This is a genomic window from Citrobacter sp. RHBSTW-00029 (genome assembly GCF_014104295.1).
Classification (GTDB): Bacteria; Pseudomonadota; Gammaproteobacteria; order Enterobacterales; family Enterobacteriaceae; genus Citrobacter; species Citrobacter youngae.
On sequence record NZ_JABXRT010000002.1, the window covers coordinates 22594 to 40191 of the forward strand.

Genomic DNA, 17598 nt, shown 5'->3' on the forward strand with positions numbered 1-17598 from the left:
ACAATACAGCCTGAGCAGGTTGGCGTGAATTTTTCGCTCTGGTTGCCTGCTCTGCGACACTAACCGGACAGAGGTCGACATCATCATACACCTCAACGCAGCGGCTGGCGCTCAGAGGCGAAAAATTCACAGCAGGAACTACGCTTTGGTCAGGGTGACCGGTACGCTTTTATAGGCCGGAGTCAAACTTTGTGTATCTACCGCATCCAGCGACAGCAGGACATTCGCTTCCGGCAAATACGCGCCAATTGAGCCAGCCGCCATGTTGTAAATCACCACCGTTAAGCCGTACATGATGCGATCCGCGCAGGGCTGACCGTTGTCGTCCAGCGCCTGAACGTTGACCACATCACCCTGGCTCAGACCGCGGCTCATCGCTTCTTCAGCGCTTAAAAACACCACATCCCGACGGCCGGTAATGCCACGATAGCGATCGTTCATACCATAAATCGTGGTGTTGTACTGATCGTGGCTGCGTAGCGTCGCCAGCACAAGCGCAGCAGCAGGCTGGTTCTCCCGCTCTACCGCCCGCTGATGGCTGACGATAAAGTTGGCTTTGCCATTCTCCGTTCGCCATTCACGGCGCGATGCAGGGGTATCCATACGAAATCCGCCCGGCTCGGCAATACGTGCGTTGTAATCGTGGAACGCCGGGATCACGGCTTCAATGGCGTCACGGATCAACGCGTAGTCCCCGGTTAACGCTTCCCAGTTGATCGGCGAAAGAGGCAACGTGGCGCGTGCTATGCCCGCCACAATCGCGGGCTCTGATTTTAGCCAGCGGGAGGCCGGTTTCAGTGCCCCGCAGGACGCGTGAACCATCGACATCGAGTCTTCGACGGTCACCGACTGAATGCCCGTCGCCTGCACATCGCGCTCGGTTCTCCCCAACGCAGGGAGTAGATAGTTGTGTTTTGCCAGCAGCAGGTGCGATCTGTTCAGTTTGGTCGCCACATGGACCTGCAGATCCAGATTTTTCATCGCCGCAAAGGTACGCTGCGGCTGGGGCATCGCCACCGCCAGATTGCCGCCCATGCAGATGAGCGCTTTTGCATCGCCCCGCTCGATGGCCCGAATACTCTCCACGCTGGAACGGCCATGTTTGCGCGGAACACGGATAGAAAAATACGTCTCAAGGCGTTGCAGGAAATCTTCGGACGCCGCTTCGTTGATCCCCACAGAACGATCGCCCTGCACATTAGAATGACCGCGCAACGGGCAGATCCCCGCCCCAGGCTTACCTATATTGCCTTTCAGCAGCAGCAGGTTTACCAGTTGCTGGACGTTCTCAGTGCCGTTTTTATGCTGGGTGATGCCCAGACCGTAACAAACAATCGTGGCGCGGGATTTACTGTAGCTGTGCGCCAGATCTTCCATCTGACTGCGCGTCAATCCCGAGTCCTGTTCCAGCTCCGCCCAGCTACGCTGGCGTAAGTCATCATACAGCGCGGCATATCCTGCGGTATGCTCTTCGATAAACGCATGATCGAGCGTCGGCTGCTGATCCAGTAAGATCCGCGCTTCGTCCATTTCGATCAGCGCCTTCATGATGCCTTTGAGCAGCGAGGCGTCACCGCCCATTTTTACCTGGTAGTAGTCGTTGCTTAGCTCCGTTGCCTGACCGGTGAACATCTCTTTCGCGCTTTGCGGGAAGCTAAAGCGCTCAAGCCCCCTTTCGTTCAGCGGATTAATGGAGATAATTTTAGCCCCGCGTTTGGCAACGTCGCGTAAGGTGGTCAGCATGCGCGGATGGTTAGTGCCTGGGTTATGCCCGATACAAATCACCAGATCGCAGTGGTCAAAGTCCTCAAGTTCAACGGTTCCTTTTCCAAGGCCAATGGCTGGCGTCAGCCCTGCGCTGGTCGGTCCGTGGCACATGTTGGAGCAATCAGGAAAGTTACTGCTGCCATATTCGCGGGCAAACAGCTGATACAGGAACGCCGCCTCATTTGACGTTCTGCCGGAGGTGTAAAACTCAACCTGCTGGGCTGACTCATAGCTGCGCAGACGCTCGCCGATCTCATGGAAGGCGATATCCCAATCCACCGCCTGCCAGGTGTCTGACGCTGCATCGTATTTCATTGGATGCGTCAAACGACCGATATTTTCCAGTTCATAATCGCTGTAGTGCCATAGCGTAGAAACCGGATGACGGCTGAAAAATTCCGGTGACGCTTTCTTGCGGGTTGTCTCCCAGGTGACTGCCTTAACGCCGTTTTCGCACAGCTCCATCGGTGCCCGATGGCCTGGGTCCGGCCACGCACAGCCCGGACAGTCGAACCCTTTCACCTGGTTCATTTTAAACATCGCGATAATGTCGCGGGCGACAGCCTTTTGCGAAAACAACGAAGCAGTGACGGCTTTTACCGCGCCCCACCCACCCGCCGGGCCCTGATAACCGCTTACTCCTGGAACACCCTTTTTCATTATTACTGCTTATTCACCGCCAATTTTTGATGGTGAATACGGTAGCAATTTCCGTCCAACATTGATTTCCTCTTCATGGAGTACGGGCCAGGTACAATGAACGGGTTAGATTTATCTTCCCCTTTCAGCACAAAACGGCATAAAGTCCCAATCTGTTAAATTGAGTTCTACCTGGCTGCTACACTGCATCAAACAACCACTCAGAAGGCAGGTCACTATGTCAGACAATACCTATCAGCCCGCGAAAGTCTGGACGTGGGAAAAATCGAACGGCGGCGCATTCGCCAATATCAATCGCCCTGTTTCCGGCGCTACACACGAGAAAACACTGCCAGTTGGCAAGCATCCGCTGCAGCTCTATTCGTTGGGTACGCCAAACGGGCAGAAAGTGACAATTATGCTGGAGGAGCTGCTGGCGCAGGGCGTGAAGGGCGCGGAATACGATGCCTGGATCATCCGCATCGGCGATGGCGATCAGTTTTCCAGCGGCTTTGTGGAGGTGAATCCGAACTCGAAGATCCCGGCGCTACGCGATCACTCGCAAAACCCACCGGTTCGCGTATTCGAATCTGGCGCAATCCTACTCTATCTGGCGGAAAAATATGGTTATTTCTTGCCGCAGGATTTGGCAAAACGTACTGAAACGCTGAACTGGTTATTCTGGCTACAAGGCGCAGCCCCATTCCTTGGCGGTGGCTTTGGCCACTTCTACAACTATGCGCCAGTGAAGATTGAGTACGCGATCAACCGCTTCACCATGGAAGCCAAACGCTTACTCGACGTGTTGGATAAACAGTTAGCACAGCATCAGTTTGTCGCCGGAGATGAATACACCATTGCCGATATGGCGGTCTGGCCGTGGTTTGGCAACGTGGTATTGGGGAACGTCTATGATGTGGCAGAGTTCCTTGATGCTGGAAGCTACAAGCACGTGCAGCGCTGGGCAAAGGAGATTGCGGCGCGTCCGGCAGTTAAGCGGGGCCGTATTGTAAACCGCACTAACGGACCGCTGAATGAGCAGCTTCATGAACGCCATGATGCCAGCGACTTCGATACCCATACCGAAGATAAGCGTCAGGGCTAAAATGCCTGATGGCGACGCCGGGGCGTCTTATCAGGCCTACAAAGATGTCATGCCGTAGGCCGGATAAGGCGTTTGCGCCGCCATCCGGCATAAAATCAAGCGCTGGTGACGTCATACTCCATGCGGCGAAGTGCATCCAATGTGAATTTAGCTTCATCTTCATCAATGATGCTCATGGCGAACCCTACGTGCACCAGCACCCATTGCCCGACCAGTTCGGCAGGCTCGCCTTCACATATCAGGGCAATATTGACATCACGCTTGATGCCGCACACTTCAACCTGCGCAAGCTGGTGAATATCTTCACCAACGGCCAGAACCTGACCAGGGACTCCAATACACATATCTGACTCCGCCCCATAGCAACCTATGGGCTATTCGACTTCAATACTTTTCACTTTCAGTGAATCGCCAGCATCTACCCGCAGACGATCGCCCTGACAGAGAGGACACTGCGCATCATGCTGGGTGATCTCTACGACCTGACTGCAATCCCAGCACCACGCCTGGGCGGGTTTGTAATCAATATGCAGCTCACAACCCTGGGCCAGCGTCCCCTGACAGACGATGTCGAAACTGAAACGCACGGCGCTCTCTTCAACGCAGGAGAGCGCCCCGATTTCCAGCCAAACGCCGGTTACACGTTTGACACCGTGCTGCTCTGCCTGCTGTTGAACAATCTCAACCGCGCTCTGACAAAGGGACAGCTCATGCATTTTCGCAGTTCCGACGACCCAGCAGCAGCGCGCGGCGGTTGAGCTGCGGCGCATTTGGATCGCTTACCGGCAGCGATAACAGCATTCGTGCGCAATCGTCAGTCAGGCGCACACCTTCTTGCGCAGACATGCTGTGCGAAAGCGGCGACATCAGCGAACAGGAGAGGTATTGCGATACACCCTCCAGTTCACCCACGGTAAAGGTCATTTCGCCATACGGCAGACGCAACCCGATTTTTTCGCTGACTTTACGCACCGGCCAGACCTGATCCGGCCCGGGGAAAATCAGCGCGCTGAGCATCCAGGGTGTGATAACACACCCCGTCCACTGTCCTTCAAACAGCGTAAAATCAGAGACATATACCGGCATATTCGGATGCAGGAAAGAAAGATCGTGCATCGAACGCCGGGCAACCTCTTCAAACGCGGCCTGAATTTGCTGCTTCGGGGCTGTCTGAAAGCCTAAGAACTCCTCAGACATGTGCCTTCTCCCGTGGAATAGCTTCAACGCCAGACTCGCGCAGCGCGGCAAGAACCTGCTCAAGCGCAGGTTCAATCATCGCTTCGACCGTTGGCGTTAGCCCGATATGCGGCTCCAGCGATTCCGGAATAACGCCGACTAACGTCAGCTTTTTCGGAAACTCGCCAGTGAAACGCAGGGCCGACAAAACGTCGGCCAGGCCAAGCTGGTGCGGTGAGATTTTGTTGGTAAACAGCGCCGGGATCTCTTCATCCCGCAGAACCATCATCGTTCCTGGCGTGTTTTTCTTCGACACAATGGCGTCAGCAATGATTAGATGATCTCTGTTCGCCATATCGCCGAGAAGCTCCATCCCAGCCGTACCACCGTCCAGAACATCAACAAAGTCTGGCAGGATGTACCGTTGCTCTAATGCCTCAACGATACGCACCCCGATGGCTTCGTCGGTCAGCAAAATATTGCCGACCCCTAAGACTAATATCCGCATTACAGAACCTTAACTGAGACCACTTCGTTCCCGTCAACGTCCACCACATGCACCGCACATGACATACAAGGGTCGAAGGAGTGAATGGTACGAACCACTTCCAGCGGTTTGTTTGGATCGGCAATCGGCGTTCCTACCAGCGAGCGCTCATACGGTCCCACTTCATCATTAAAGTTACGTGGGCCAGAGTTCCAGGTTGACGGTACAACCGCCTGGTAGTTGCTGATAATGCCATCTTTAATCACCATCCAGTGAGACAGCATACCGCGCGGCGCTTCAAGGAAACCGACACCTTTGAATTCGCCCGTTGCCGGGATATCCGGTTTCACGAAGGTGGTGTGGTCGCCTTTACCGATGTTCACGATCAGCGCGTTGTACTGATCCTGCAGAACGTTCTGCAGTTCACAGCAGTGAACGGTACGGCCAATAATACGACCCAGCGTAGAGTGCAGCTGCGACACTTCGATAGTTTTACCGGTCAGCTTGGTGTAAATCGCGATGATTTCATTCAGCTTGGCATGGGTAGACTCGCGTTTGGCCGCCAGTTTACACAGCATGTTAGCCAGCGGACCCACTTCAACCGTTTTCCCGTAGAAGGTCGGCGCTTTAACCCAGGAGTACTTGCCGTCATCTGACCAACCGGTGTAATCAGGAACCGTTGTGCCTTCCCACGGAGCCTGCGGCGCTTCGTCTTTGTACCACGCGTGTTTCGCACTCTCCTGAATCCCTTTGATAAGATACTCATCGGAGTGAGAGGTGATCGGACGATAGGTCGACAGATCTTCATTAGTAATGTAACCACCCGGGAACAGGAAGCTGCCGTTTTTACCGTCAGTCGGGAATTCCGGCGCACTCAGATAGTTAACCGCGCCCTGACCACGTTCCAGCCACTCAGGATAGAATGCAGCAATAACCGCGGTATCTACCTTGTAAACCTGCTCAACGAAGTCGCTCAGCTTATCAATGAAAGACTTGATGTACATCAGGCGTTCAAGGTTCAGCACGCCAAGACCGTCGAGGTTAATCGGGTTAGCGACCCCACCTACCGCCAGGTTCTGGATGTGTGGCGTTTTACCGCCCAACAGCGCCACAACGCGGTTGGCATCACGCTGGCATTCCAGCGCCTGCAGGTAGTGGGCGACCGCAATCAGGTTCACTTCCGGCGGCAGCTGCATTGCCGGGTGACCCCAGCAACCGTTGGCAAAAATACCTAACTGACCGCTGGCAACAAGGTCTTTGATCTTGTTCTGAACCTTGGTGAACTCTTCTGCGCTGTTCAGGTGCCAGGAGGACACGCCGTTCAGCATGGCAGATGCTTTCGCTGGATCGGCTTTCAGCGCAGAAGTGATATCCACCCAGTCCAGCGCAGACAGCTGATAGAAGTGAACAATATGGTCATGCGTGGTGTGCGCGGCCAGAATGATGTTACGGATATACTGTGCATTTACCGGAACATCAATATTCAGCGCGCTTTCAGCTGCACGAACGGAAGAGATAGCGTGAGTCGTGGTGCAAACACCACAAATACGCTGCACAATCATCCAGGCATCGCGCGGATCGCGGTTTTTCACGATCTCTTCCATGCCGCGCCACATGGTACCGGAAGCCCATGCTTTAGATACCACGCCATTTTCGATTTCGCAGTCGATGCGTAAATGACCCTCAATACGGGTTACCGGATCAATAGTAATTCTCTGGCTCATGCTTTGCTCGCCTCATGACGATTTTGATCGTTTTGTTTTAAAGGAGGAAGTATCGGCAGTAGACGAATGAGTACGATGTATGCACAAATCTCAATAGCCACAAAACCAATAGAAATCAACAGCTCTTCCCAGGTCGGGAAGTAGTGGTAGCCACCACCAGGATTGAACGCCACCAGCGAGTAGGACAGACGCCATGTCGCACAACCCAGCAATGCGCTCAGCGCAGACAGATACAGCATGCGCGAGTCATTGCGCAGCTTAGTGACGCGCAGCACCACCAGCGGGAAGACCATCAGCACGACTTCAATCCAGAACATCACGGAGTAAAGATCGCCTGCAAACGCATACGACAGCTTGTCGCGGTAGATCAACTCGCCAAAGCGCAGGACCACGAAAATCGCCAGCAGCACGCTGATGGTATTCGTCAGCTTAATGAACAGACTTTTCTCGTCCGGACCGTTACCTTTCAGACCCGCTTGTACCAGTGAGCCTTCAAAAATGACTATCGAGAAGCCCATTATAAAGGCAGTTAATACCGAGAAAAGCGGCAACATTTCATAAGCTTGCCAGAGCGGATGCACCTTATAACCCGCAGAAATCATCAATGAACCCATTGATGACTGGTGCATGGTTGGCAGCAGCGCGCCGAGGGCAATAACAAAGAACATCACTTTATTCAAACGCTTGAGAGAAACTTTCCACCCAAGACGTTCAAACAGAGCTGGAGCAAATTCCAGCGCCATGATGCCGATATAGATGGTCATACAGACCGCCGTTTCGAACAGTACCGAGTTCACGTTGAAGTGACCCGGAATGTAGAAGTACGGCAGGTTCCAGTAACGACCGACGTCAATGGTGATCGACAAACCACCCAGCGAGTAACCAAACAGGCTTGCCAGCAACGCCGGACGTACCAGTGGATGGTATTGTCCTCTGTTGAAAACATACACCGCCCACGCCAGCGCCCAACCGCCGCACGCAAAGCCAGTACCAATCAACAGGTCAAATGCGATCCATACGCCCCACGGGAAACCGCCGTTCAGATCGGAGACTGAACCCAATCCGAAGACCAGACGTTTCACGATCAGGAGCATACACAGGACGATAAGCGGCCCAAAAATAATGACCGGTTTGCTGATTATTTTTCCGCCCAGCGGTTTAGGATCATGACTCATGATCGTCTCCTCCATCGTGATGGTCGTTTTTCGTGTTACGACGAACCAGCACGGTTAAGCCCGCCAGCGCAGCCAGGGGTAAAATCATGCCCTTGTACAGGGAATGTTGAACATGTTCGGAACGCGCACCAGTTGAAAGATCATCCAGCTTCGGCAGATCCAAATCCTCGTAAGGAACACCCGTCAGCACCATAACCTGCGTACCACCACCTTCTTTCTCACCGTACAGGTGTGGGTAGTACTTCGGTACCGTATGCAGATAGGTATCACCAGCGTTCACTGTCTGACGCGGATAGTGGTATTCGCTGCCAGGCTTCAGTGCGAGACGTTTTTTCGCCTCAGCCATCAGCTCTTCACGGGTACCAAAAATCACTGCACCGGCAGGACACACTTCAACACATCCCGGTAAGCCACCTTTGTCCAGACGTTCAACGCCTTTCTGGTTACACAGTTCACATTTATGAAGCGCACCAAATGGGTTGTTGTAGTCGTATTTAGGGACGTTGTACGGACAGGCGACCATGCAGTAACGGCAGCCAGTACAGACATCTTTGTCATAGTGGACGATGCCGGTTTTCGGGTCTTTCTTCAGCGCGGAGACCGGGCAAACGGAGACGCAGTTTGGATCGACACAGTGCATGCACTGTTTCTTAATGTATGCGTAACCATTTTCTTCCTGGTCTTTGTTAACGCCTGTTCCGCTACGCCACACCTGGATGATGTTGTTGGTGTACGGTGACAATTTGTCGTTGTTCGACCAGGTTTGCTCGCCTTCCGGGTTACGCGCCGGGAAGTTGATATCCTGACACTTAGTGACGCAGGCCTGGCAGCCTACGCACAGCGTCGAATCATAAAGCATCCCAAGAGAACCCGGGATCGGCGGACGGTTTTCTGCAGCCGCATGGCTGATGGACGGCGCGGCGCCCAACAGCAATGCCCCGCTGGAGGCTGCTTTAATAAAGTTACGTCTGTTCACGGTTATTCTCCCCGTGAGTCAGCGTTATCTTTCTTCTGCTGACGCCCCAGTTCACGTACCGCCATCACGCTGACACCGGCAACCAGTCCTACTACGCCGCCAAGCAGCCCAATAGCCCCAGCTGAAATGTTGCCGCCTTCTTTCATGTTGACATCAGGCTTCTCTGAACGCGGGGTTTGGTTTTCCACATGGGCGAGTTGGTGAATGCCTTTATGGAAACCGACGCCTTCTTCGTTACAGCCGTAGCAAGGATGACCAATAGCCACCGGCCACACGCCGCCAACGTCGCAGAATTGCAATGTTGAGCAGTTGCCGTACGTTTCTGGCCCTTTACAGCCCAGATGATAGAGGCACCAACCTTCACGATGGCCTTCATCGCCGAACTCTTTAGCAAAACGACCGGCATCAAAGTGCGGGCGACGTTCGCAGTGTTCGTGAATCAAACGGCCATAGGCGAATGTCGGACGGTTTTTGGTATCCAGCTTCGGCGGCTTACCGTAAGTGATGATATGCGCGACCGTGGCGAGGAAGTTATGCGGGTTAGGCGGACAGCCTGGGATGTTGATGATGGTTTTGCCTGGCAGAACTTCTTGCAAGCCGACTGCACCCGTTGGGTTCACGCCAGCGGCAGCCACACCACCCCATGCGGCACAAGAGCCGATAGCGATGATAGCTGCTGCACCTTCGGCCGCTCTGCGGATGTGATCCACAATTGGCTCACCGGCAACCATGCAATAAATACCATTATCTTTTAGTGGTATAGAACCATCTACCACCAGAACATATTGCCCTTTGTACTTCTCCAGAGCGTTATGTTTGTTCTCTTCGACCTGGTGGCCAAAGGCGGCAGAGAGCACCTCATGATATTCAAGAGAGATAGTCTCCAGAACGAGGTTTTCCACTGTAGGGTGTGTCGCACGAAGCAGCGATTCAGTACAACCCGTACACTCCTGAGCACCAATCCAGATAACCGGCGGGCGCTGAGGACGAGAAACTGATTCGGCCATTTCTGCGGCGGCTTTGCTACTGAGCCCCATGGTAGCGGCCAGTGCTGCACAAAGCTTCATGAAATCACGGCGATTGATGCCGTTCGAATTGATGAGAGAATTATCTCCAGTCATTTTATTGTTATTCCGTTGCGAAGACCTGGCTTTTATTTTGCACCATTCGCATGTTGCATATTGCGATCGGCGCGCCATTACCACACTTTTTATATGGTTATGTGCATTATAATACTTCGGCGGAGCAACAAAACGAAGGCGTAGGTCAATAGTGTAATTAATTAAAGCAAGATAATACCCCTTTTGGATCAAGCTTCGAGCCGATAGCCGGCCATGAAAAACCGAATTGTTGTACTCGACTGGTTCTCTTTGAAGAAATCCATCACCATCTCTTTATCCAGCCCGTAACGACGCGTCAGGATCCCCGCTTCCCATGCGCTGAGCTGTCGGTCACCCGTTTTTTCAAACATTCGATGTGAAAAACCCAGAACAAAACCGCGTTTATAATCTGAACAAAAATTCGCCACTGAACGAGCACTGTCCGCACTTGAGGCGTTCAATCCGGCCATCAGGCCCTTTCCAAAATGGTTGTCCATGCATAACCTCCAATCGCTATATAACAAATTATATAGCGATTTTTTAAGCAAAGGCCAGAGGTATCACGCACTTTTTTGTGCCAGATTAAAAGGACACCCACTCGTCCGTTTTAGGTGCTGCAGAGGTTCTGCTTTCTGCGGAAGGGGAAGCGGTATTGGCAGCGGCGTATTGCACATCATTCGCAGACAGGCGGAACTGTTGCACCGAGCGTTGCAGCTCTTCCGTTTGCCGTTCCAGCGCCACTGCCGCAGCGGATACTTGTTCTACCAACGCGGCATTCTGTTGCGTCACGCTGTCCATCTGCGTGATCGCAACACTAACCTGCGAGATGCCCTTATTCTGCTCTTCCGAGGCTGAGGCAATTTGTTTCATGATAACGGTCACTTCGGTGGCACCGCGCAGAATCGCTTCCATGGTTAATCCCGTCTCTTTAACCAGACGAGCACCCTGCTCGACACGACGCGACGATTCACCGATTAATGTCTCAATCTCTTTTGCCGCACCGGCGCTACGGCTGGCGAGATTACGTACTTCCCCTGCTACCACGGCAAAACCACGTCCCTGTTCACCAGCCCTGGCCGCTTCAACGGCGGCGTTGAGCGCCAGAATGTTGGTCTGGAAAGCAATGCTATTAATGACAGAGGTAATTTCTGCGATCTGTTTAGAGCTGGCGGCAATACCGTCCATCGTCTCAACCACTTCTGAAACCAGCGAGCTGCCTTTACCTGCCGTTTCTGTCGCCGTATCGGCGAGTTGGCTGGCCTCACGCGCATTTTCGGCGTTAAGTTTTACCGTGGCGGTCAGTTGCTCCATGCTGGCAGCGGTCTCTTCCAGCGCCGCGGCCTGCTCCTCAGTACGGGAAGAGAGATCATTATTGCCGGTAGAAATTTCCGTAGCGCCTCGCCAGATGTTGTCACTGCCTGAACGAATCGTACTTACGGCTTCACGCAGGCTGTCCTGCATTGCGCACAATAAAGGGACCAGTTGGCCCACGCAGTTACGCCCAAAATCTTCAATTGGATGGCTGAGATCGCCCTGGGCAATCTGGCGGAACTGCAAGCGAATGCGACCGAGAGGTTTCACCATCATGGTAACGAGGTAACGATCGGTGAAGAACAGGAGGGCAATCCCGAGGATAACGGCAGTAATAATCAGTGTCCGAATGATCGACGTTTTACCGTCTACCATGATACGCGTCGCATCAAGTCTCTTTCCGGCGGTGGTATTAAACAGCTCAGCGCTGGCACCAAATTCACGGCTCAGTGCGGGCGTAATCGTGCTGGCATGTTCCGAAAACGCCGTAAGCGAGCCCTGCTGCGCCAGCTGCATTTGCGGTATCACGCCTTTATCCAGCAAAGCTTGCCACTTGGCCAGCACTGCTGCTGAAATTTCCGGGTCCATCGGTCCTGGGGACAATGTTTTCATCTCCTGGAGCTTTTGGCTCAGATTATCCAGCGATTGCTGGGCAGGTGCAAAATCAGGCGTTTCACCACCAATTTTGACATCCACAGCACGGCTCAGGCGTGTCACAAAGCGAAAGTACTGATCGTTCCCCTGACTCAGTACCGTCATCTGTTTGACAAGATGACGGTCAATATCGTTGCCTTCTGATATTTTTGATAAAGCATGAAGACTGAATAAACCCACGCCCGACCAGAGCAGGCAAAAAAGTCCCAGTATCGCCAGCATGACAATACGAATAGTGAAGTTTTTCAGCAAATACATAATAATTTCCTTGCCATTGATGAGGAATTCGCCATCAGGCGATACTTCCCCTTGTTATCGGCAGGCAATGAAGAAGATATAATACGTTCTTTATTTTTTTACTTTTTTAAGTCTATCTATTATCCCTGCTGGTCATATCAATATGAATGTTAATGAAATTAGGTAGCATTATTATTCAGATAATTAACCTAAAGCTGTAAGTAATGCTTTGTTTTTCATAACAAATATTTATCAAACCAGGCAAGAGTGCGTTCCCAGGCTAAATCAGCAGCTGCTTTATCATAACGGGGTGTCGAATCGTTATGAAAACCATGATTAACACCGGGATAGATATATGCTTGATAGATTTTCTTATTCACTTTGAGTGCAGCTTCATAAGCGGGCCAGCCTTCATTAATTCGTGTGTCTAGTTCTGCATAGTGTAATAATAAAGGCGCATTAATTTTAGGGACATCAGAAGCAGGAACCTGACGACCATAAAAGGGCACCGCACATGCCAGTTCAGGGAAAGCAACAGCCGCTGCATTCGCCACACCACCACCGTAGCAAAATCCGGTGATCCCCACCTTTCCTGTCGCCATCGAATAACGCTGCATAAACTCAATAGCGGCAAAAAAATCATTCATCAGCTTAACGGGATCAACCTGCTGCTGTAATTCCCGGCCTTTATCATCATTGCCGGGATAACCGCCCAGTGAACTTAATCCATCGGGTGCCAGCGCAATATAACCCGCCTTCGCCACCCGCCGTGCTACATCCTCAATATACGGATTCAGCCCACGATTCTCATGTACCACTACCACCGCCGGAACCTTCCCCGTCACCTTCGCGGGTTTCACCAGATAACCTCGCACATCACCATGCCCATCAGGCGATGGATAGGTAATGTATTCTGCCAGAATATCGGGATCGGTAAATTCTACCTGCGTTGCCAGGGCATAGTTCGGTTTCAGCAAATTGAATAGCGCCAGTGCCGTCATGCCACCTACCGCATATTTCGCCGCCAGATTCAGAAACTCGCGTTTCGTAATTTTGCCATGGGCGTAATAGTCATAGTAATCGAGTAACTCCTGCGGAAAGTCTTTAGCAGTCAGACGCGGCATGGTCGCACTCCTGAGTGATGTTTTTTTAAGCAAAGCACAGCGGTCTGTTTTTGCCCAGTTTTTCATCCCAATGTGACCTGGTGAACGGGATATTCACCACGAACCCGCTAGAATAGAAACGTTGTTTTGAAATTCACCTGCACTAAGGAGATCTCATGGCCTGGTTTGCCAATCCTGAACGTTATGAGCAAATGCTCTATCGCTACTGTGGGCGCAGCGGCTTGCGCCTGCCCGCGCTGTCGCTGGGTTTATGGCACAGTTTTGGACACGTTCACGCTCTGGATTCACAACGAGCACTGCTGCGAAAAGCATTTGATTTAGGGATCACTCATTTTGATTTAGCCAATAACTACGGGCCACCTCCGGGCAGTGCTGAAGAGAATTTTGGTCGATTGCTGCGCGAGGATTTTGCACAATATCGTGATGAATTGATCATCTCGACCAAAGCGGGTTACGACATGTGGCCGGGGCCTTACGGTTCTGGCGGCTCACGCAAGTATCTGCTGGCCAGCCTCGACCAGAGCCTCAAGCGCATGGGTCTCGACTACGTCGATATCTTCTATTCGCACCGCGTTGATGAAAATACGCCAATGGAAGAGACCGCTTCCGCGCTGGCCCATGCTGTGCAAAGTGGCAAAGCACTGTATGTCGGTATCTCATCTTATTCGCCAGAGCGCACGCAGAAGATGGCCGAACTGCTGCGGGAATGGAAAATTCCGCTGCTTATCCACCAGCCATCCTACAACCTGCTTAACCGCTGGGTAGACAGCAGCGGATTGCTGGATACGCTGGAATCCAACGGGATGGGCTGTATTGCCTTCACCCCATTGGCGCAGGGGCTCCTGACAGGGAAATACCTCAACGGTATTCCTGATGGTTCCCGCATGCAGCGTGAAGGGAAAAAAGTCCGTGGGCTGACGGAAAATATGCTGACGGAAGCAAATCTTAACAGTCTGCGTTTGCTCAATGAGATGGCCCAACAACGTGGGCAGTCGATGGCGCAAATGGCGTTAAGCTGGCTACTAAAAGATAACCGGGTCACATCGGTATTAATTGGTGCCAGCCGACCTGAGCAGTTGGAAGAGAACGTTCAGGCACTGGCAAACCTGACATTCAGCGCCGAAGAACTGGCACAGATTGATAAACATGTCGCGGACGGCAAGCTCAATCTGTGGCAGGCCTCATCAGACAAATAACGATCTGAACATTACGCCGGGTGTAGTCCTACCCGGCCTTAATGGCCTGCTGATGAGAGTGGCAAGTAAATCTCGCCTCACACCTCGTCCTCTTTAATCAACGGACGCTGGTATTCCGGCCATACCAGTGCGACAAGTGCAGGATAGGCTTCCAGGCTGAACTCCCTGAAGCACTGCCGCAAGTTAAGCACATCCAGATCGGCGTGCGGGACTTTCTCCCCGCTGAGGCAGCGCTTTTTAATATTGTCATAATACTTATAAACCGCAGAGTTAAGATCGCTACAGCGCCGCTGCGCGTCAAAGAGCCCGGGCGTTTCATTCAGCTCCACCATTGTCATCCTCTTGACTGTGGAGTGGATAAAATCAATATATTCGTGATTGACTCGCCAATACCATACCGGAGTAATCGAATTCATCAGGGCAGAAAAATGATCTTCTCCCTCTTCTTTACTTAGCATTTCCGGCTGGCGCTGTGCGTTAACATCTTCTGCATAACGGTTTTTATTTGCACTACGCATTAGCAAAAGTACCCCGCAGGTAAGCAATAGCAGGGTAATAACAGAATAAAATATACTGTTCATAGCGGGCTCCATTTTTTTTGATTTTAAAATTACCCCATGCTATTGTCAACGCGGCCTACCTTATTAAAAACATCATATTATTGGCAGCAAAGGATATTTCAACATGCTTCCCGAGCATCTTGTTCCCTCTCGTTTTCATTTATCCGCAACCCCGAACAATACAAATACCACAGAAAATAGTGAAAATTTGACTCAGGGAAAGATAAAACTAAGTGATTACGAATCAGAAATTTTGATTAGCTCCGCAGCTACCGGCCAGTCCCGGAATATGTTATTTGAAGAGTGCGATCGTCATTTAAAAGAGCGCCTTTTCCGCGCCGCAAAAATTGAGTCATTTACTCGTCTGCTCAATTCATTACAGGCGGAAGGCGACATTAATGCCCAGGAATTAAGTAAAATTTTGGCCAAAAAAACAACCATGATAAATGAACAAGGCAACAAAATTTGGCTTAATTTAATTACTCGCGAAACCAACGATCCTATTTTTTATTCTCTGGAAGAGAAATAAAATGAAAGATGTTGAAGATAATAATGTTTATTTGGCTTTAGATAACCACAAAAGCGATGAGTTTGTCTTAAAACAAAATCTGTCTGTGTTGATAGCCAATAAAAACACGACGCTGGAAAGCCTTGCTCAAGAGATGGTTTCTATACCCGCCGCACTGGTGCGGATGAAATGGCAAAATCGTCATGAAATCTACACACTGCAAGCCAAAGAAGAGATTTACGGTGCCACTATCGAGGCCATCATCGCTCAGCAACCAGAATTGCGGGACAAAATAATGGCCCGTCTGGAAAGCACATACCAGCATCTGCTTGCACGTGAAACTGCCACACTGCGCCTGACCCGTAAGCTATCCGATGGGAACTACGAGCCCACAAAAATCACTACGGTGGCGTTGGACGAGAACAGATAAGGCAAAAGACTTGCAGAGGAGTGATATCAGGAGAAGCTTGCCGGGTAAGGTCAAACCTGTACCCGGCAACAAGGATTATTTGGCTTTCACGGTCTCTTCACCGACCAAACCAATCTTCAGGTAACCCGCCTGGTGCAACGTATCCATAACCTTCATCATAGTTTCGTAGTCGACGGTTTTATCTGCCCGGAAGAAGATGGTGGTGTCTTTCTTGCCTTCAGTTAGCGCGTTTAACTCGTTAATCATCGTCTCATCGGTGACCTGATCGTTACCAATAAACATGGTGTTATCGGCTTTTACTGACAGGTAAACCGGTTTTTCCGGACGCGGTTGCGGCGTACTGGTGGATGCAGGGAGATTGACCTTCACATCCACGGTTGCCAGTGGCGCTGCCACCATAAAGATGATCAACAATACCAGCATGACGTCGATAAACGGCGTCACGTTGATGTCATGCATTTCACCGTTATCGTCCAGGTTTTCATTAAAGCTCATTGCCATGGAACATTATCCTACACGTAATTTCTGCGCAGCACGTACCGGGTGTGCAGACGCGCTTGCACTCAGGTCCAGGTCACGACTTTGCAGCAACAGCACCTGCGCCGCGACATCGCCCAGCATCGCTTTATAGCTGCCGATCTGACGAGCAAAAATGTTGTAGATAACAACAGCAGGGATTGCCGCGACCAGACCGATCGCGGTTGCTAACAGTGCTTCTGCAATACCTGGAGCAACAACAGCCAGGTTGGTGGTTTGGGTTTGTGCAATACCGATGAAGCTATTCATGATGCCCCATACTGTACCAAACAACCCGACAAATGGAGAGATAGCCCCGATGGTTGCCAGGTATCCATTACCCCGCCCCATCTGACGGCCAACGGCGGCAACGCGACGTTCCAGACGGAAACCGGTACGCTCTTTGATCCCTTCGTTGTCATCACTGCCTGCTGACAGTTCCAGTTCATTCTGTGCTTCGTTAATCAACAGAGCGCCCAGGCTTTTGCCATCGAATCCAGCGGCAATCTCACTTGCCTGATCTAAAGAGCGGGCATCTGCCAGCATTTGCTGTTCACGCTTAAGACGGCGCTTCTGCGTAAAGAACTCAAGGCTCTTACTAAAGAAGATAGCCCAGGTGACCACTGACGCCAAAATCAGCCCAATCATCACGCACTTAACCACGATATCGGCGTGCTGATACATACCCCAGACGGAAAGGTCCGTCTGCATCAAATTATTACCCACTCTGTATCTCCAGGACGCAAATCACAAAATCTGAGCGTAATCATATCAAAACGACGTCGAATTGATAGTCGTTCTCATTACTATTTACATAGTGCCGCACCTTTGGTTTCTTTTCCTTGCGCTCACGCAGTAAAAAAGTCACCAGAAATCGATTTGAGAATATTTTGTACTTTATGGCTGTTCTGCA

At 51.6% G+C, this 17598-nt stretch carries 19 protein-coding genes; 4 read left to right on the forward strand and 15 right to left on the reverse strand.

The features are described 5' to 3' along the window. Positions 1-138 precede the first annotated feature (138 nt). Complete coding sequence (locus HV041_RS23160; protein WP_121585045.1) at positions 139-2427, reverse strand: FdhF/YdeP family oxidoreductase; 2289 nt, start codon at positions 2425-2427, stop codon at positions 139-141. Positions 2428-2644: 217 nt separating this feature from the next. On the opposite strand from HV041_RS23160, the gene yghU reads away from it, so the two are divergent. Continuing rightward, on the forward strand, positions 2645-3511 hold the full coding sequence (gene yghU, locus HV041_RS23165) for a glutathione-dependent disulfide-bond oxidoreductase (protein WP_121585046.1): 867 nt from the start codon (positions 2645-2647) through the stop codon (positions 3509-3511). 95 nt (positions 3512-3606) lie between these two features. On the opposite strand, the gene hybG is transcribed toward yghU, so the two are convergent. The 11 genes from hybG to yghX all read right to left on the reverse strand — a co-directional run bounded on the left by hybG (position 3607) and on the right by yghX (position 13475). After that, positions 3607-3855, reverse strand: coding sequence for a hydrogenase maturation factor HybG (gene hybG / locus HV041_RS23170; RefSeq protein WP_048213216.1), 249 nt, complete (start codon positions 3853-3855; stop codon positions 3607-3609). A gap of 30 nt (positions 3856-3885) precedes the next feature. Continuing rightward, positions 3886-4227, reverse strand: a complete 342-nt coding sequence (gene hypA / locus HV041_RS23175) for a hydrogenase maturation nickel metallochaperone HypA (RefSeq protein ID WP_003828349.1) — start codon at positions 4225-4227, stop codon at positions 3886-3888. Further along, the gene (hybE, locus tag HV041_RS23180; protein WP_005123148.1) at positions 4220-4708 is read right to left on the reverse strand and encodes a hydrogenase-2 assembly chaperone; all 489 of its coding nucleotides are present in this window, start codon (positions 4706-4708) and stop codon (positions 4220-4222) included. Before hybE ends, hypA begins: the two co-directional genes overlap by 8 nt. Further along, complete coding sequence (locus HV041_RS23185; protein WP_061068591.1) at positions 4701-5195, reverse strand: HyaD/HybD family hydrogenase maturation endopeptidase; 495 nt, start codon at positions 5193-5195, stop codon at positions 4701-4703. The genes hybE and HV041_RS23185 overlap by 8 nt, the downstream gene beginning before the upstream one ends. Then, a complete protein-coding gene (gene hybC, locus HV041_RS23190) occupies positions 5195-6898 on the reverse strand; it encodes a hydrogenase 2 large subunit (RefSeq protein WP_003024476.1) in 1704 nt (567 codons plus the stop codon). Before hybC ends, HV041_RS23185 begins: the two co-directional genes overlap by 1 nt. Beyond that, a complete protein-coding gene (hybB, locus tag HV041_RS23195; protein ID WP_101742487.1) occupies positions 6895-8073 on the reverse strand; it encodes a Ni/Fe-hydrogenase cytochrome b subunit in 1179 nt (392 codons plus the stop codon). The genes hybC and hybB overlap by 4 nt, the downstream gene beginning before the upstream one ends. Continuing rightward, a complete protein-coding gene (gene hybA / locus HV041_RS23200) occupies positions 8063-9049 on the reverse strand; it encodes a hydrogenase 2 operon protein HybA (RefSeq protein WP_005123143.1) in 987 nt (328 codons plus the stop codon). The genes hybB and hybA overlap by 11 nt, the downstream gene beginning before the upstream one ends. A 2-nt stretch (positions 9050-9051) precedes the next feature. After that, positions 9052-10170 carry a hydrogenase 2 small subunit gene (gene hybO / locus HV041_RS23205; RefSeq protein ID WP_016154493.1) on the reverse strand — a complete coding sequence of 373 codons (1119 nt, stop codon included), beginning with the start codon at positions 10168-10170 and terminating at the stop codon, positions 9052-9054. Between the two features lie 188 nt (positions 10171-10358). Then, positions 10359-10646 carry a DUF2623 family protein gene (locus HV041_RS23210; protein WP_048213218.1) on the reverse strand — a complete coding sequence of 96 codons (288 nt, stop codon included), beginning with the start codon at positions 10644-10646 and terminating at the stop codon, positions 10359-10361. A gap of 85 nt (positions 10647-10731) precedes the next feature. Beyond that, complete coding sequence (locus HV041_RS23215; RefSeq protein WP_121585047.1) at positions 10732-12372, reverse strand: methyl-accepting chemotaxis protein; 1641 nt, start codon at positions 12370-12372, stop codon at positions 10732-10734. A gap of 215 nt (positions 12373-12587) precedes the next feature. After that, positions 12588-13475, reverse strand: a complete 888-nt coding sequence (gene yghX / locus HV041_RS23220) for a YghX family hydrolase (RefSeq protein WP_048213220.1) — start codon at positions 13473-13475, stop codon at positions 12588-12590. Between the two features lie 155 nt (positions 13476-13630). Between yghX and HV041_RS23225 the strand changes: the two genes are divergently transcribed. Beyond that, positions 13631-14671, forward strand: a complete 1041-nt coding sequence (locus HV041_RS23225; RefSeq protein ID WP_005123138.1) for an aldo/keto reductase — start codon at positions 13631-13633, stop codon at positions 14669-14671. A 77-nt stretch (positions 14672-14748) separates the two neighbouring features. Here the strand turns inward: HV041_RS23225 and HV041_RS23230 are convergent, their stop codons facing one another. Then, positions 14749-15252: an RNA helicase gene (locus HV041_RS23230; protein ID WP_319026329.1), complete on the reverse strand. Its 504-nt coding sequence runs from the start codon at positions 15250-15252 to the stop codon at positions 14749-14751. Between the two features lie 103 nt (positions 15253-15355). Here HV041_RS23230 and HV041_RS23235 point away from each other — a divergent pair, with 103 nt between their 5' ends. Together HV041_RS23235 and HV041_RS23240 are read left to right on the forward strand one after the other, a co-directional pair. After that, positions 15356-15760, forward strand: a complete 405-nt coding sequence (locus HV041_RS23235; RefSeq protein ID WP_048213222.1) for a hypothetical protein — start codon at positions 15356-15358, stop codon at positions 15758-15760. A gap of 1 nt (position 15761) precedes the next feature. After that, positions 15762-16169: a cytoplasmic protein gene (locus HV041_RS23240; protein WP_121585048.1), complete on the forward strand. Its 408-nt coding sequence runs from the start codon at positions 15762-15764 to the stop codon at positions 16167-16169. Between the two features lie 75 nt (positions 16170-16244). On the opposite strand, the gene exbD is transcribed toward HV041_RS23240, so the two are convergent. Next, positions 16245-16670, reverse strand: coding sequence for a TonB system transport protein ExbD (gene exbD, locus HV041_RS23245; protein ID WP_048213224.1), 426 nt, complete (start codon positions 16668-16670; stop codon positions 16245-16247). A gap of 6 nt (positions 16671-16676) precedes the next feature. Continuing rightward, entirely contained in the window at positions 16677-17411 is a 735-nt protein-coding gene (gene exbB, locus HV041_RS23250) for a tol-pal system-associated acyl-CoA thioesterase (RefSeq protein WP_048213225.1), read from the reverse strand. Positions 17412-17598 lie beyond the last annotated feature (187 nt).

Bases quoted from the DNA above. Each gene is read 5' to 3' on its own strand.
- HV041_RS23160 (WP_121585045.1), bottom strand. From the start codon at position 2,427: ATGAAAAAGGGTGTTCCAGGAGTAAGCGGTTATCAGGGCCCGGCGGGT.
- yghU (WP_121585046.1), top strand. From the start codon at position 2,645: ATGTCAGACAATACCTATCAGCCCGCGAAAGTCTGGACGTGGGAAAAA.
- hybG (WP_048213216.1), bottom strand. From the start codon at position 3,855: ATGTGTATTGGAGTCCCTGGTCAGGTTCTGGCCGTTGGTGAAGATATT.
- hypA (WP_003828349.1), bottom strand. From the start codon at position 4,227: ATGCATGAGCTGTCCCTTTGTCAGAGCGCGGTTGAGATTGTTCAACAG.
- hybE (WP_005123148.1), bottom strand. From the start codon at position 4,708: ATGTCTGAGGAGTTCTTAGGCTTTCAGACAGCCCCGAAGCAGCAAATT.
- HV041_RS23185 (WP_061068591.1), bottom strand. From the start codon at position 5,195: ATGCGGATATTAGTCTTAGGGGTCGGCAATATTTTGCTGACCGACGAA.
- hybC (WP_003024476.1), bottom strand. From the start codon at position 6,898: ATGAGCCAGAGAATTACTATTGATCCGGTAACCCGTATTGAGGGTCAT.
- hybB (WP_101742487.1), bottom strand. From the start codon at position 8,073: ATGAGTCATGATCCTAAACCGCTGGGCGGAAAAATAATCAGCAAACCG.
- hybO (WP_016154493.1), bottom strand. From the start codon at position 10,170: ATGACTGGAGATAATTCTCTCATCAATTCGAACGGCATCAATCGCCGT.
- HV041_RS23210 (WP_048213218.1), bottom strand. From the start codon at position 10,646: ATGGACAACCATTTTGGAAAGGGCCTGATGGCCGGATTGAACGCCTCA.
- HV041_RS23215 (WP_121585047.1), bottom strand. From the start codon at position 12,372: ATGTATTTGCTGAAAAACTTCACTATTCGTATTGTCATGCTGGCGATA.
- yghX (WP_048213220.1), bottom strand. From the start codon at position 13,475: ATGCCGCGTCTGACTGCTAAAGACTTTCCGCAGGAGTTACTCGATTAC.
- HV041_RS23225 (WP_005123138.1), top strand. From the start codon at position 13,631: ATGGCCTGGTTTGCCAATCCTGAACGTTATGAGCAAATGCTCTATCGC.
- HV041_RS23230 (WP_319026329.1), bottom strand. From the start codon at position 15,252: ATGAACAGTATATTTTATTCTGTTATTACCCTGCTATTGCTTACCTGC.
- HV041_RS23235 (WP_048213222.1), top strand. From the start codon at position 15,356: ATGCTTCCCGAGCATCTTGTTCCCTCTCGTTTTCATTTATCCGCAACC.
- HV041_RS23240 (WP_121585048.1), top strand. From the start codon at position 15,762: ATGAAAGATGTTGAAGATAATAATGTTTATTTGGCTTTAGATAACCAC.
- exbD (WP_048213224.1), bottom strand. From the start codon at position 16,670: ATGGCAATGAGCTTTAATGAAAACCTGGACGATAACGGTGAAATGCAT.